The organism is Kitasatospora sp. NPDC087271, assembly GCF_044744605.1.
Lineage (GTDB): Bacteria > Actinomycetota > Actinomycetes > Streptomycetales > Streptomycetaceae > Kitasatospora.
Map to the genome: position 1 here is coordinate 457,021 of NZ_JBIUYQ010000001.1, position 14,570 is coordinate 471,590.

Genomic DNA, 14,570 nt, shown 5'->3' on the forward strand with positions numbered 1-14,570 from the left:
CGACGGCTCCATCCTGGATCGTCCGGGGTGGTCGCCAGGCCCGCCTTTCGGATGGTTCCACCTGTCCGAACGGCCAGGCTGCCACCGCGGCGCCCGGGCTAGGCTGGCCGGTATGGGCGACGGCATCGGCGTTGGCAAGGGTGTGCGCAACGAGACGGGCGAGGACGTGGACGGCAGGGACCTGGACCACGGGAACGGGAACGGGAACGGCGCGGACGAGCGGTGGCGGCAGCACTGGGGCCGCCCCGAGGAGGCGCTGGCGCGGGCCGTCGAGGTGCTGCGCACCCCCCGGCCGCACCTGATGGACCGGCTCTCCGAGGTGGTCGCCACCCTCGTCCCGCACGTGGCGATCGCCCAGCTCAGCGGCATCTGCACCTATTCCCCCACGCTCGCCTTCGGCCCACCCGAGCTGACCGCCGCCGTCAGCGGCCTGGAGCTCGCCAAACTGGCCGAGACGACCACCTCGGCGACGGCCGACGGCCGGGCCTGGCAGGGCGAGGCGCAGCTGGCCGGGCGGGCGAGGTCCGTCGTGGTGGTCACGGCGTCGGCGTCGGACGCCACCACCGCGGTGCTGGTGCTGGTCCGGGACGGCGGCGCCGACCCGGTGGCGGCCGGGGCGCTCGCCGTCCTCCAGCAGCTGTGGGACTTGGTCACCACCCACTCGCACCACCGCGCCACCGACGCCGGCCCCACCCACGCGGTGGCCTCCCGGGCCTCCGCCAATGCCCGCGCCCGGGCGATCGCCGAGTTCACCGGCTCCCACGGCGCGGCGCTCACCGCGATCCTCGCGCCGCTGCGCTCCGCCGCGCTGGACGACGCCACCGCGCGCCGCGCCGCCACCGAACTGGCCGTGACGGCGCTGCTCGACCTTCGCCGGGGCGCCGACCTGGACCGGGCGCTCAGCGAGGAGCCCGCCGACGCCGCGTTCGCCCGGCTCGACCAGCAGTTGCGCCCGCTGCTGCGGCACACCCGGGTGCGGCTGGACGTCGCGCCGCCGGCGGAGGCAGGCCGGTCCGTGCCGGCGGACACCGCGCACGCCGCCCGGGACGCCGTCCGGGCGGCCGTCCTCGTGATGCTGGAGCAGGACGCCGTGACCAGGCTGCACGTGAGCTGGCGGTTCACCGGCGACACGCTGCGGGCGGTGGTCCGGGACGACGGCCCCGGCCTGCTGGCCGCCGACGCGCTGGCCGTCCACCGCACCGCCGACCGGATCGCCGCCCTCGGCGGGCGCTGCGCCATCGAGGCCGTCCCCGGCTGGGGCACCACGGTGAGCGTCGACCTGCCGCTCGGCCTGCCCGAACAACCGCGCGCCACCGACCCGTTGGACGGTCTCCAGCCGCGCGAGCTGGAAGTGCTCGACCAACTGGCCCAGGGCCGGCGCAACCGGGACATCGCCGCGGCGCTGCACATCAGCGAGTCGACGGTGAAGTTCCACGTCGCCAACATCCTGGCCAAGCTCGGCGTCTCCTCGCGCGGCGAGGCGGCGGCCCTGGCCCACCGGGCCGGGATGCCGGGCACCCCGGCCCTGCACGTGGCGTCCTGAGGAGAACCGCGAGATGACCGAGACCACCGAGACCACCGGGCCGACCGCGCCCTGGGACCCGGCCGCCCCCGGCGTGCTGCGCCTGCCCTCCGGGCGGCTGCTGCGCGGGCGCGGCCTCAGCCGCCCGCCGGCGCCCGGCCCGCACCCCTCCTTCGGGCTCTACCTGCTGGGCCGCCCGCCCAAGCCGCTCCCGTGGCAGGGCCGTTGGGTGCACTGGCCCGACTTCCGGCTCCCCGCCGACCGGGCGGACGCGGCCGACGCCTTCCGCGAGGTCTGGCGGCGGTCGGCGACCGAACGCGTCGAACTCGCCTGCGCCGGCGGCCACGGCCGCACCGGCACCGCCCTCGCCTGCGTCGCGATCCTGGACGGCGTCCCGGCCGCCGAGGCCGTCGCGTACGTCCGGGAGCACTACGACCGGCACGCGGTGGAGACGCCCTGGCAGCGCCGCTTCGTGGAGCGGTGGGCCTGAACGGCCGTCCCGGCGGCCAGGAGCAGGAATCCCGACCCCGGCGACCCGACCGCGCCCGTGTGCGACGGGTTCGAACTGGCGTGTCCGGCGCGTCGGGGGGTGATCGCGCCACGGCAGTGACCCGTTCGGGCTCCGCGCGCCCTACCGGGGGTCACGGGCCGAAGGAATGATGAGCGGACCGCACGTGATCCAGACGACTCCGCGCACCTGCCCCCGGCCGGTGGACCTGCGGTGGAAGGAGCCCACGTTGTTGCTGCTCATCTCCCCGGACGGCGTCGAGGAGGCCCTCGACTGCGCGAAGGCGGCGGAGCACCTCGACATCGTCGACGTCAAGAAGCCGGACGAGGGCTCGCTCGGCGCGAACTTCCCGTGGGTCATCAGGGAGATCCGTGACGCCGTCCCGGCGGACAAGCCGTTGTCCGCCACCGTGGGGGACGTCCCGTACAAGCCCGGCACGGTGGCCCAGGCCGCGCTCGGCGCGGCCGTCTCCGGCGCCACGTACATCAAGGTCGGCCTCTACGGGTGCACGACGCCCGAACAGGCCGTCGACGTCATGCGAGGGGTCGTCCGGGCCGTGAAGGACTACCGGCCGGACGCGTTCGTCGTCGCCTCGGGCTACGCCGACGCCCACCGGATCGGCTGCGTCAACCCGCTCGCCTTGCCCGACATCGCCCGTCGCTCCGGCTCCGACGCGGCCATGCTCGACACCGCGATCAAGGACGGGACCAGGCTGTTCGACCACGTTCCGCCCGAGGTCTGCGCGGAGTTCGTCCGGCTGGCCCACGAAGCCGATCTGCTCGCCGCGCTCGCGGGCAGCGTCAAGGCGGCGGACCTCGGCACGCTGACCCGTATCGGCACGGACATCGTGGGAGTGCGCGGGGCCGTCTGCGAGGGCGGCGACCGCACCGCCGGAAGGATCCGGCCGCAGCTGGTGGCCGACTTCCGGGCGGAGATGGACCGGCACGCCCGGGACCACGCGGCCGTCGTCACCGCCGCGAGTTGACCGCCGGCATGCCGGCGAGCCGGCCCGGCCACCCGCCCGGGCCCGGCGGCGGGCGCTTCGCCGTCGTCGACCCGGCGACGGGCGAGGCCTTCGCCGAGGCCCCCGACCAGCAGCCGGACGCGCTGGACGCCGTCGTCGGCCGGGCCCACGAGGCCTGGCGCGGCTGGCGGGCCGACCCCGCCGCCCGCGCCGCCGCGTTGCGCGCGGCAGCCGACGCCGTGGAGGCGGCCGGAGCCGACCTCGCCCCGCTGCTCACCCGGGAACAGGGCAAACCCCTGGCCGAGTCGGCCGCCGAGGTCGCCCGGACGGCGGCCCGCCTGCGCTACTTCGCCGACCTGGCCCCCGGGCCCCAGCCGATCGCGGACGGCCGTCCGGTGCGCAGCGAGATCCGCTGGCGGCCGCTGGGGCCGGTCGCCGCGATCGTCCCGTGGAACTTCCCGCTCCAGCTCGCGGCGGCGAAGTTCGCGCCCGCGCTCGCCGCGGGCAACACGATGGTGCTCAAGCCCTCCCCGTTCACCCCCCTCGCCACCCGGCTGCTGGGGTCCGTCCTCGCCACCGCCCTCCCCGAGGGCGTCCTGACGATCGTCACCGGCCGCGAACCCCTCGGCGCCCGGCTCGCCTCCCACCCGGGGATCCGCCACGTGACCTTCACCGGCTCGGTCCCCACCGGACGGGCCGTCGCGGCGGGCGCGGCCGTCTCGCTCGCCCGGGTCACCCTGGAGCTGGGCGGCAACGACGCCGCCGTCCTGCTGGACGACGTGGAGGTGGACCGGATCGCGGACCGGCTGTTCTGGGCGGCGTTCCGCAACTGCGGGCAGGTCTGCATGGCGGTCAAGCGCGTCTACGCCCCGGCCCGGCTCCACGCCCACGTGGTCGAGGCCCTCGCGGAGCGGGCGAAGAGCGTCGTCGTCGGCGCCGGACTCGACCCGGGCACCCAGCTGGGGCCGGTCAACAACGCCCCCCAGCTGGCCAGGGTCGAGCGCTACACGGCCCGGGCCCTGGCGGACGGCGCCCGGGCCGCGGCCGGTGGCCACCGGCTGGACCGGCCGGGCTACTTCTTCGCCCCGACGGTGCTGACCGACGTCCCCTCCGACAGTCCGGTGGTGACGGAGGAGCAGTTCGGCCCGGTCCTGCCGGTGCTGCCGTACCGGAGCGTCGACGAGGCCGTCGAGGCGGCCAACGACACCGGCTTCGGGCTGGGCGGCTCGGTGTGGGGGACGGACCTCGACCGGGCCGAGGCGGTGGCCGACCGGCTGGAGTGCGGGACGGCGTGGATCAACCACCACGCCGAGCTGTCCCTCGCCCAGCCCTTCGCGGGCGTCAAGGACAGCGGTGTCGGCGTCGCGGGCGGGCCGTGGGGGCTCTACGGGAACCTCAGGCCGTTCGTCGTGCACCGGCCTGAGGAGGCTTGACGATCCGGAGGAGGCGTGACGATGAGGTTCGACGCGGCGGTACTGCGCTCGTACGAGGGCGGGTTCGCCGTCGAGGAGGTGGTCCTGAACGGGGGGCCGGCCGACGGCGAGGTGCTGGTGCGGATCGCGGGCTGCGGGATGTGCCGCACCGACCTCGCGGTCCGGCGTTCGGCGGGCCGCTCGCCGTTGCCTGCGGTGCTCGGGCACGAGGGGGCCGGGGTCGTGGTGGAGACCGGCGGCCCGGGCACCGGGCTGAGCGTCGGCGACCACGTCGTGCTGAGCTTCGACTCGTGCGGACACTGCCGGAACTGCCTGGGTGCGGCCCCCGCCTACTGCGACTCCTTCGCCGCGCTCAACCTCTTCGGCGGGCGCGAGGAGGACGCGGCGCGGTTCACCGACGCGACCGGGGGCGAGCTGGCCCCCCGGTGGTTCGGCCAGTCCTCGTTCGCCGAGTACGCGATGGTTCCGGCGCGCAACGCCGTCCGGGTCGACCGCTCGCTGCCCGTCGACCTGCTCGGGCCCCTCGGCTGCGGCTTCCTGACCGGTGCCGGGGCGGTGTTCAACTCCTTCGGCGCCGGCCCCGGCGACACCGTCGTGGTCCTCGGCGCGGGGGCGGTGGGCCTGGCCGCGGTGATGGCGGCCACGGCCGCCGGGGCGGTGACCGTGGCCGTCGACCGGTACACCGAACGGCTGAACCTCGCCGAGCGGTTCGGCGCGATCCCGCTGCGCGCCGGACCGGCCGACCACGCCTCCGGGCCCGACCTGGCCTCCCCGCCCGACCTTGTCCCCCGGCCCGGCCTGGCCGAGCGGATCCAGCGGCTGACCGACGGCGGCGCCCAGTACGCGCTGGACACCACGGCCTCCGCCCCGCTGATCAACGAGGCGCTCCGGGCCCTGCGCCCGACCGGCCACCTCGGGCTGGTGGCCCGGCTCCGCACCGCGCTGTCGCTCGATCCGGGGACACTGGACCGGGGCCGGCGGATCTCGCACATCTGCGAGGGCGACGCGGTGCCGGCGCTGCTGATCCCCCGGCTGACCCGGCTGTGGCAGGCCGGGCGGTTCCCCTTCGACCAGCTGATCCGCCGGTACCCGCTCGCCGCCATCAACGAGGCCGAACGCGACTGCGACGCGGGCCGGGTGGTCAAACCCGTCCTGGTCCCGGAGCGGAGCGCCCGCTGAGCGAGGCGCTCCGCTTCCCTGCACCTACACCCGGGGCTTGTGCGCGAACACCCAGCGGTTGCCCTCCAGCGCGTCGTTCGGCTCGGGCAGGGGGCCGCGGCCGTGCTGGTGGGTGAAGTCGAAGGGGGTGTGGACCGAGGTGATCCAGCCCTTGCCGGCCAGGGCGCCCGCGGAGTCGGGCCGCGGCTCTCCGTCGAACAGATCGAGCAGGTCGATGCCGATCTGGTGTTTCGTCGAGGTGTAGAGCGGGCTCTCGCGGTACTCCAGCAGGCTCTTCTCCAGCTTGACCTCGTACGCCATGGCACTGCCGCCCGCGCTCAACCGGTCGACCGTGTCGATGAGTTGCGTCTCGACACCGTTGGGCAGGTAGAAGAGCAACCCCTCCGCCAGCCAGACGCTCGGTACGGCCGCGTCGAAGCCGGCCTCGGTCAGCGCTCCGGCCCAGTCGGCGCACAGGTCGGCGACGACCGGTACGCGCGCCGCCTTCGGGGAGGCCGACAGCCCTCCGAGCACCCCGTGCTTGAAGGCCAGTACGCCCTCCCGGTCGACCTCGAAGACCGTGCAGCCGGGAGGCCAGTCGAGCCGGAACGCCCGCGTGTCCAACCCGGCGCCGAGCAGGACCACTTGGCGGGCGCCCGCGTGCACCGACCGGAGCAGGAAGTCGTCGAGGACCCTCGTCCGCAGACCGAAGTAGCGCGCGAACCGCCCCCACAGCGGGTTCGCGTCCCCGTCCGGCACCTGGTGCATCCGGACCGGCCAGCCCGCGGACGCCGGCGCGGCGAGCACGAAGTGCTCCGCGTAGACGTCCTGCGCCAGGGTGTCGTGCCGGTGGGTCTCGATCGCGCGCGCCGCGGCGACCAGGAGGGCCGTCAGACCGACACCGCCCTCCACCCCCTCCACACCGGTGCTCCGGTGCGCCGTACCGACCATGTGTCCTCCCCTTGAAGCGAGTTGAGAACGCGAACAGCGAGGAATGCGACTGCCTCCTCACTATCCAGCCGGCCCTCGCCCGTCCGGGAGCGGTCCCACCGGATCCACCCGACCGGGTGAATCCCGCCGCCGCGGCGCCCGGACGCCCCCCGGGTGTGCTGTTCACCGACCGCGCCGGGCCTGTTCGCGCACGTGCTCGGGGTACCAGCGGGTGATCCGGAACGCCAGCACCAGCAGGATCACCGGGATGACCCAGGTCAGCCAGTCCTTCGCCGAGCCGACGTGCGGGGCCGCCAGCCGCAGGAGCGCGGTGATCAGGAAGACCGCGCCCCAGAGCGCGGTCAGCAACCGGTTGGTGCGCTGGAACCGCGGCGTACCCCAGACCTCCGGCGGCGTGGACTCCCGGGCGTACTGCTCGGTGAACGGTGTGAACGCCAGCGACCCCAGGGCCACCACCGCGAGCACACCGTTGGACAGCACCTGCGCGTAGGTCTCCAGCCAGATCAGGCCGTGCCGGTCGAGCGCCAGGCCCAGCACGCACAGCACGGCGAAGAAGGCCACGCCGACGATGCCGAGCACCTTGAGCGCATGATGGCGCGCGTCCGGTACGGCGAGGACGAGCGCGGCGACCAGCGCCGTCAGGGCCGCCAGTTTCCAGGTGCTCGGCCCGGCGATGACGTCGAACACGATCCACGGCACGAACGAGAGGAAGACTGAGCCGGACCGCAGACCGCCCCGGCCCTGGCGTCCCGGCGCCGGACCGGGGGCGGCGGCGGGGGCGGGATCGGTTGCCGCGCCGGATGCCGGGCCGCCGGATGCGGGGTCGGGCGGGGAAGGTCCGGACGTGGGTCGGTGCATGAGAACCTCCGGTTCCATGCTGCGACCAGGCCGGTCCGGCTGCATCCGGGGCCGCCCTCGCCCCCTCGCGCCCCCTCCCCGAGGCGCCGGGGCGCTTCGGGGAGGTGCGGGTCGCTTCGGGGAGGTGCGGGGAGGTGCGGGGAGGTACGGAGCGGGGTCAGGTCTTGCGCAGGGCCGGAGCCGGGGCGCCGATGAGGAGCCGGCGGACGGCGTCCCAGGCGGTGCGCTGGGCGGCGGCGCAGGCGCGGGTGTCGGAGCCGAGCAGGCGGAGCCAGGCGCCGCTGTCGTGCGGGAGGACGCTGACGCCGTGGAGCAGGCCGCTGCCGGCCAGGGCCTCGTGCAGGGTGTCGGCGACCTGCACGGCGGGGGCGAGTGGCGTGACGACGTAGAGGCTGGCCATGACGTCGTGGCCGGCCAGGACCGCCGGGCCGGTCACGCCGGCCTCCGGGGGCTCCAGCCGGACGGTGTCGAGGGCGATCAACTGGCCGTCGGGGCGCCGCACTTCGAGGTCGGAGGCGAACACCTGGTAGGCGTTGCGCTCGCCCCGGGCGAGGCGGCCGGCGAGGACGGTCTCGCCGGCCAGCACGGTGGCGGTGGGGTCGACGGTGAGGACGGTGCGCTGGTAGAGCCGGGAATCGACGAAGGGGATGACGGGCTCGGGCAGGTACTCGACGTAGGCGCGGGGGCCGGCGTCCAGGTTGACCAGCTGCGTCGCGTAGTCGAACTCCATACGGTAGACCTTGGTGGCCGCCTGGGTGGTGAGGTGGGTCGCGGTGTCGGCGCCGCAGCGCAGGTCGGTGCGGAGCCGGTCGGCCTGGAGGATGCCGCCGCCGGTGGACATCAGGAAGGTGACGGCGAGGTCCGGGCGGGCCGGGTCGAAGTAGAGCGGGCGCATGATCTGCAGCGGCGACTTCTGGTAGTGGCCGGTGAGTTCGGTGCGTTCGCCGATCCGTTCGAAGGCCAGCTCCAGCAGGCCGACCTTGCCGGGGCGCCCGACACCCAGAGTGTCGGGCGTCCCGGCGTACCGGCGGACGGCATACGGGACGCGGGCCGGCTCGTAGTGCCGCGGATCGAGCCGGGGCACGGCGGCCTCCCCCGCAGCCGCTTCCCCCGCGGCCACCGTGACGGTCATGCCGGGACCTTGCGGAAGGTCTCCAGGAAGGTGGCGATCTCGTCCAGCCCGTGCCCGGTGAGGCAGTTGGTGAGCACGACCGGCCCGCCCTCGCGGACGCGGTGGGCGTCGGACTCCATGATGCCGAGGTCCGCGCGGACGTACTGGGCGATGTCGATCTTGTTGATGACCAGCAGGTCGGACTCGGTGATGCCCGGGCCGCGCTTGCGGGGCATCTTCTCGCCCTCGGCGGTGTCCAGGACGAAGAGGAAGAGGTCGACCAGGACGGGGCTGAAGGTCAGCGTGAGGTTGTCGCCACCGGACTCGAACAGCAGCGTGTCGACGTCGGGGAAGCGCTCCAGCATCTCGGCGCCGGCCGCGAGGTTCATCGTCGGGTCGTCCCGGACGGCGGTGTGCGGGCAGGCGCCGGTCTCGACGCCGACGACCCGCTCGGGGTCGAGGACGCCGGCCAGGGTGCGACGCACGTGCTGCGCGTCCTCCTGGGTGTAGATGTCGTTGGTGATGACCGCCGGGCGGTGGCCGTTGGCGATCAGCACCGGGACGAGGGCCTCGATGAGCGCCGTCTTGCCGGAGCCGACCGGCCCGCCGATGCCCACGCGGAGCACGTTCTCGGTCATTGCTGTCTCCTTCTGATGCGGTGTGACGTTGGTTCTGCGTCCGGGAGGAACGGGAGCTGCGACACTCCGGCGCCCGCCCGCACCTCCCGGACGCGGTTCAGCTGGCGAACAGCCGGGCCTCGGCCCGTTCGTGCCGCCCGGACATCGCGTCCGCGACCGGCACGCACCCGCCCAGGTCCTCCAACTCCCGGGTGAGGGCGGCCCGTACGGTCTCCTCGATCACCGGCGCCGCGGCCCGCAGCACCACCTGCGCCTTGCGGTGGTCGGTCAGCCGCAGCCGCAGGGCGGCACCGACGAAGCTGGTGCAGAAGGCGAACAGGTCGCTGGCGACGGCCTGGTCGACGGGCACGGCGGCGGAGGCGTAGGCGACTCCGGCGGCCACCGGCTGGGAGCCGGGGGCCTGCTTGGCGGCGACCAGTTCGGCGTACCGGTCCAGCGGTTCGCCGCCGATCGACTCCCGGGCGATGTCGAGGAGTTGGCGCCCGGTCCGGGTGGAGGCCAGGCGCAGCTCGCGGTTGAGTTTGGTGGCGTGCAGCCGCTGGTCCACGTCGACCAGCAGGCCCCAGTCGCCGGCCCGGGCGGCGCCGTGGGCGAGGGCGAGCGCGGTGGCGTCGCCGGGGCCGACCGAGTGGCGCAGCAGGTCGGTGAGCAGGTCGGGCATGGTGTCCGGGGTGACGGCCTTGGCCTGTGCGTAGCCCTCCAGGCCGTGCGAGAGGGTGTAGAAGCCGCTGGGGAAGGCGGAGTCGGTCAGCTGGAGGCTGACCAGCAGGGCGTCCAGGCCTCCCCCGAGCCCGGGAGAGCCGGGCCCCGACGAACCGGGCCCTGGGGAGCCGCTCACGCGAGGTAGAACAGGTGGTTGAGCGGGAGTTCGCGGGCGGGCTCGATGGTGGCCGGCTCGCCGTCCAGGGTGACCTTGTAGGTCTCCGGGTCGACGGCGATCTTCGGCAGCGCGTCGTTGCGGACCATGTGCTGCTTGCCGACCGAGCGGCAGCGCCGCACGGGCAGGACCCGGCTGTCCAGCCCGAGTCGGGCCGGGACGCCGAGGTCGATGGCGGCCTGCGACATGAAGGAGACCCGGGTGGCCTGCTTGGCCCGGCCCAGCGCGCCGTACATCGGGCGGTAGTAGACCGGCTGCGGGGTGGGCAGCGATGCGTTCGGGTCGCCCATCAGCGCCCAGTTGATGACGCCGCCCTTGATGACCATCTTGGGCTTGGCGCCGAAGGAGTTGATCGGCCAGAGCACGATGTCGGCGAGCTTGCCGCTCTCCAGCGAGCCGATGTGGTCGGCGGTGCCGGAGGCGATGGCCGGGTTGATGGTGAGCTTGGCGAGGTAGCGCAGGACGCGGAAGTTGTCGTTGCGCTCGGTGTCGCCGTCGAGCTTGCCGCGCTGGTCCTTGCAGTGGTGGGCGGTCTGGAAGGCGCGGGTGAAGGACTCCCCGATCCGGCCCATCGCCTGCGAGTCCGAGGAGAAGATCGAGATGACGCCCTCGTCGTGCAGGACGGTCTCGGCGGCGATCGTCTCGGCGCGGACCCGGGAGTCGGCGAAGGAGACGTCCTCGGGGATGTCGTGGCTGAGGTGGTGGCAGACCATCACCATGTCCAGCAGCTCGTCGACCGAGTTGACGGTGTAGGGCAGCGTGGGGTTGGTGGAGGACGGCAGGACGTTGGGCTCGCCGGCGATCCGCATGATGTCGGGGGCGTGGCCGCCGCCCGCGCCCTCGGTGTGGAAGGTGTGGATGGTGCGGCCGTCGATGGCGGAGAGGGTGTCCTCGAAGAAGCCGCCCTCGTTGAGGGTGTCCGTGTGGATGGCCACCTGGACGTCGTACTCGTCGGCGACGCCGAGCGCGCTGTCGATGGCGGCGGGGGTGCTGCCCCAGTCCTCGTGCACCTTGAGGCCGCAGACGCCGGCCTCGACCTGCTCGCGCAGGGCGCCGGGCAGCGAGCCGTTGCCCTTGCCGAGGAGTCCGACGTTGACCGGGAGGCCCTCGACCGCCTGGTACATCCGGTGGATGTTCCACGGGCCGGGGGTGCAGGTGGTGCCGTTGGTCCCGTCGGAGGGGCCGGTGCCGCCGCCGATGAGGGTGGTGATGCCGTTGCTCAGCGCCTCCTGCACCTGCTGCGGGGCGATGAAGTGGATGTGGGTGTCGATGCCGCCGGCGGTGGCGATCAGGTGCTCGCCGGAGATCACCTCGGTGCCGGGGCCGATGACCAGCTGGGGGTGCACGCCGCTCTGGGTGTGCGGGTTGCCGGCCTTGCCGACGGCGGTGATGAAGCCGTCCTTGACGCCGATGTCGCCCTTGACCACGCCGAGGACGGCGTCCATCACGACGACGTTGGTGATCACCAGGTCCAGCGCGCCCTGGGCGGAGGTGGCGGCCGGGTCCTGGGCCATGCCGTCGCGGATGCCCTTGCCGCCGCCGTAGACGGCCTCGTCGCCGTAGTGGCCCTGGTTGAAGTCCTTCTCGATCTCGACGACGAGGTTGGTGTCGGCGAGGTGGAAGCGGTCACCGACCGTGGGCCCGAAGAGATCGGTGTACTGCTTGCGGGACAGCGTGGCCATCAGCGGTCGCCTTCCTTGTGGTCGAGGTTGGTGCCCTTGAACCCGAGGGCGATCGCCCGGTCGATCGCCCGGGCGCGGGTGTCGGCCGACCTGATGCCGCCGTCGACGAGGTTGCTGAAACCGATCAGGCGGCCGTGGCCGCCGAACTCGGCGAGCGTGACGTCCTTGGTGTCGCCCGGCTCGAAGCGGACGGCGGTGCCGGCCGGGATGTCCAGGTGCTTGCCGTAGGCGGCGTTGCGGTCGAAGTCGAGGGCGCGGTTGACCTCGAAGAAGTGGTAGTGCGAGCCGACCTGGATCGCCCGGTCGCCGGTGTTGCTGACCGTGATGGTGACCTGGGCGCGACCGGCGTTGATCTCCACCGGGTCGTCGCCGTACAGGTACGTGGCGCCACCAGACATGGCGGGCCCTTCCTCTCTGTCGGTTCAGTGATGTGTGTGGCCGTGGGTGTGTCCGTCGGCGGCACCGTGGCCGTGGCCGTGCGAGTGGTCCCCGCCGGGGCCGTGGCTGTGGGCGTAGCCGTGCCCGTGCTCGGCGTCGAGGCCGGCCAGGATGCCGTCCTCGCCGTGGCCGAGCAGGTGCAGGGCCGCCGCGGTGCGGGCCGCGACGACTCCGGCGATCGCGGACGGCCGCAGCAGCGGCCCGCCGTCCCGCACCCCGGGCAGTCCGGTGCGCAGCGCCGGTCCGAACGAGGCCGGTACGGCCGTCACTTCGCGGGCGCCGAGCAGCCGGCAGCGTTCGGCGCCTTCGGCCAGGTCGGGGTCGCCGCCCGCGAAGGCCACCTCGACCCAGCGGTGGTGGCCGTACTGGCGGACCAGCCTGGCGATCCGGAACAGGTCCGCGTCCTCGAACGGGCCGGCCGCCGGGGCGGTGACCAGCACGGCGCCGTCGGGCCCGGGGGCGGCGGAGGCCGCGGCCCGCAGCCAGCCGACGAGGTGGTCCTTGCCGCCGAACGCCCCGGTCAGGGCGAGTCGTCCGCGCCCCTCCCCTGCTGCCAGCCAGCGCAGCGCCCGGGCGGTGTCGGCCACCAGCTTCGGGTCGCGGCCCAGCGTCATCGGGACGACGCACACCGGGCCGTCGGTGGCGGCCAGCGCCGAGCGGACGGCCTCGCCGAGCGCCCGGCCGGCGGCGGCCGCGGCGTGGACGGCGGGCTCGCGCTCCACCAGGGCGGCCAGGTCCCGGCCGCCGTCGCTCTCGTGCCCGCCGGCCAGCACCACCGTGGCGGCGGGCGGCGGGGCCGAGGTCGGCGCCGGCGTCGGACCGGTCGCCGCTTCCGCCTGACGTACGGTCATGGCTCAGGCACCCACCGGGTCGTGGCAGGAGACCAGCTTGGTGCCGTCCAGGAACGCGGCCTCGACCTGGAGCAGCGGCAGCATCTCGCGGACGCCGGGCATGACGTCCTCGCCGCTGACGACCTGCTTGCCGATCTCCATGCACTCGGCGACGGTGCGCCCGTCCCGGGCGCCCTCCATGATCGCCTCGCTGATCAGCGCGCAGGCCTCGCTGTAGTTCAGTTTCACACCGCGGTCGCGGCGTTTGCGGGCCAGATCGGCCACGACGTAGATGTACAGCTTGTCCATCTCACGCGGGGCGAGATTCACGGGAATCACTCTTCCTTTCCGAGGGAACTCCGCAGGAACTCCGAATGAACACGCCTGTCACGAGCGGGAATTCGGACTACCGAAACCCGGTCAGACCCTGCGCAGCCGGGGAATGGCCGGCACCGCCGCCAGGAACAGCATGGTGGTCAGGACGAACGGCCAGGTGAAGGCGTGGCCGCCGAACGGCGCGGTGGCGGCGGCCAGCGCCGGGGTCAGGACGGTGGCGACGGCCGCGCCGAGGACGGCGTAGGCCGCGCTCCATCCGCCGGGGGCGACGAACACGCCGCACAGCGCCATCGCGACGAGCACCCCGCTGTACCCGAGCAGCCCCTGGCCGACGGCGTCGGCGGGCGCGCCGAGCGCCCAGGCGGTGAGCAGGCCGGTCGCGCTGCCCGCGCAGGCCAGCAGGCCGGCCGGGCGGCTGGCCGCGAAGATTCCGGCCAGGAACAGCAGGCCGACGTACCACTGGGGCATGAAGAAGATCTGGCCGATGTTGGCGAAGAACCCGTGCCACAGCTGGTCCCAGGTCAGCCCGGTCGGGCCGGCGGCCGGCCCGGCCAGGGCGGTCGGGGCGCCGGTGCCGTGCCACAGGTGGCGGAAGCCGGGCGCCGCGGCCGTCGTCGCGGTGGCGACCAGGCAGAACGGCGCGGTGAGCGCGGGCAGTTTCCAGGTGTCGAGCACCGCGCCGAGGCCCGCGGTGACCACCACGGCGACGACGGCGCCGAGGGCGGCCGCCGCGACGGTGGCGGGGTGGTCGGGGCCGAGGAACACCGCGCACCCCAGCGCCACGAGGCAGCCGTTGTAACCGTGCAGCCCGGCCTCGACGGCGTCGCGCGCCAACCGCAGGCCGTACGCGACGGCGGTGCCGACGGCGCTGCCGAGCAGGCCGTAGACGCCGTAGCGCCAGCCGGCCGCGAAGAGTGCGGCCACGAAGAACAGGCCGCAGACGGCGGACGGCATGAAGTCCACCTGCGCGACGCCGCGCAGGACTTCGACGGCTAACTTGAGGGATATCGGGCGGGCGGCCTCCGAGGCCCCCGGCTCACCCTTTTTCTGACCCATACTTCGCACCAATTCCCGGTACGTCTTTCCACGGCATGGCGAATAGTCCCGCAAGGCTGCTCGACTTTACTCGCGAGCACGCCCGGCGATTCCTCCGGAACCGTACTCCTGCGGAATGCCGGTCGGCGCGGACACGACCGGTTACACCCGTATGGCGAAGGGTGATCATCAGGCCTCTGAGCTGCAACAATATGTTGATTGCGCAGGT

The 14,570-nt window shown here is 74.0% G+C and carries 15 protein-coding genes; 5 read left to right on the forward strand and 10 right to left on the reverse strand.

Annotated elements, in window-relative coordinates; translation table 11 throughout:
• The first annotated feature begins 112 nt into the window (after window positions 1-112).
• The 5 genes from ACIO9K_RS01945 (at window position 113) to ACIO9K_RS01965 (ending at window position 5,606) form a co-directional block, all read left to right on the forward strand.
• Window positions 113-1,543, forward strand: a complete 1,431-nt coding sequence (locus ACIO9K_RS01945) for a LuxR C-terminal-related transcriptional regulator (RefSeq protein WP_400326103.1) — start codon at window positions 113-115, stop codon at window positions 1,541-1,543.
• 13 nt (window positions 1,544-1,556) lie between these two features.
• Window positions 1,557-2,012 (forward strand): protein-tyrosine phosphatase family protein, encoded by a 456-nt coding sequence (locus ACIO9K_RS01950; RefSeq protein WP_400326106.1) that lies wholly within the window; start codon window positions 1,557-1,559, stop codon window positions 2,010-2,012.
• A gap of 247 nt (window positions 2,013-2,259) precedes the next feature.
• The gene (locus ACIO9K_RS01955; RefSeq protein WP_363579672.1) at window positions 2,260-3,015 is read left to right on the forward strand and encodes a (5-formylfuran-3-yl)methyl phosphate synthase; all 756 of its coding nucleotides are present in this window, start codon (window positions 2,260-2,262) and stop codon (window positions 3,013-3,015) included.
• Between the two features lie 8 nt (window positions 3,016-3,023).
• Window positions 3,024-4,427, forward strand: a complete 1,404-nt coding sequence (locus ACIO9K_RS01960) for an aldehyde dehydrogenase family protein (RefSeq protein ID WP_400326109.1) — start codon at window positions 3,024-3,026, stop codon at window positions 4,425-4,427.
• A gap of 21 nt (window positions 4,428-4,448) precedes the next feature.
• Complete coding sequence (locus ACIO9K_RS01965; RefSeq protein ID WP_363616440.1) at window positions 4,449-5,606, forward strand: NAD(P)-dependent alcohol dehydrogenase; 1,158 nt, start codon at window positions 4,449-4,451, stop codon at window positions 5,604-5,606.
• 24 nt (window positions 5,607-5,630) lie between these two features.
• Here ACIO9K_RS01965 and ACIO9K_RS01970 read toward each other — a convergent pair whose 3' ends face one another.
• The 10 genes from ACIO9K_RS01970 to ACIO9K_RS02015 form a co-directional block, all read right to left on the reverse strand.
• Window positions 5,631-6,536, reverse strand: a complete 906-nt coding sequence (locus tag ACIO9K_RS01970) for a class I SAM-dependent methyltransferase (protein ID WP_363579591.1) — start codon at window positions 6,534-6,536, stop codon at window positions 5,631-5,633.
• Window positions 6,537-6,698: 162 nt separating this feature from the next.
• Window positions 6,699-7,235 carry a hypothetical protein gene (locus tag ACIO9K_RS01975; RefSeq protein WP_400326113.1) on the reverse strand — a complete coding sequence of 179 codons (537 nt, stop codon included), beginning with the start codon at window positions 7,233-7,235 and terminating at the stop codon, window positions 6,699-6,701.
• A 316-nt stretch (window positions 7,236-7,551) separates the two neighbouring features.
• Complete coding sequence (locus ACIO9K_RS01980) at window positions 7,552-8,526, reverse strand: urease accessory protein UreD (protein WP_400326116.1); 975 nt, start codon at window positions 8,524-8,526, stop codon at window positions 7,552-7,554.
• Window positions 8,523-9,143: an urease accessory protein UreG gene (gene ureG, locus ACIO9K_RS01985; RefSeq protein ID WP_063349828.1), complete on the reverse strand. Its 621-nt coding sequence runs from the start codon at window positions 9,141-9,143 to the stop codon at window positions 8,523-8,525. The genes ACIO9K_RS01980 and ureG overlap by 4 nt, the downstream gene beginning before the upstream one ends.
• Window positions 9,144-9,240: 97 nt before the next feature.
• The gene (locus tag ACIO9K_RS01990) at window positions 9,241-9,981 is read right to left on the reverse strand and encodes an urease accessory protein UreF (RefSeq protein ID WP_400326119.1); all 741 of its coding nucleotides are present in this window, start codon (window positions 9,979-9,981) and stop codon (window positions 9,241-9,243) included.
• On the reverse strand, window positions 9,978-11,702 hold the full coding sequence (gene ureC, locus ACIO9K_RS01995) for an urease subunit alpha (RefSeq protein ID WP_400326122.1): 1,725 nt from the start codon (window positions 11,700-11,702) through the stop codon (window positions 9,978-9,980). The genes ACIO9K_RS01990 and ureC overlap by 4 nt, the downstream gene beginning before the upstream one ends.
• Entirely contained in the window at window positions 11,702-12,100 is a 399-nt protein-coding gene (locus tag ACIO9K_RS02000) for an urease subunit beta (RefSeq protein ID WP_350887002.1), read from the reverse strand. Before ACIO9K_RS02000 ends, ureC begins: the two co-directional genes overlap by 1 nt.
• Before the next feature lie 24 nt (window positions 12,101-12,124).
• Window positions 12,125-12,991 carry a sirohydrochlorin chelatase gene (locus ACIO9K_RS02005; protein ID WP_400326125.1) on the reverse strand — a complete coding sequence of 289 codons (867 nt, stop codon included), beginning with the start codon at window positions 12,989-12,991 and terminating at the stop codon, window positions 12,125-12,127.
• 3 nt (window positions 12,992-12,994) lie between these two features.
• A complete protein-coding gene (locus ACIO9K_RS02010) occupies window positions 12,995-13,300 on the reverse strand; it encodes an urease subunit gamma (protein ID WP_063349823.1) in 306 nt (101 codons plus the stop codon).
• Window positions 13,301-13,390: 90 nt separating this feature from the next.
• Window positions 13,391-14,362, reverse strand: coding sequence for an urea transporter (locus ACIO9K_RS02015; protein WP_363616432.1), 972 nt, complete (start codon window positions 14,360-14,362; stop codon window positions 13,391-13,393).
• Window positions 14,363-14,570: the final 208 nt, after the last annotated feature.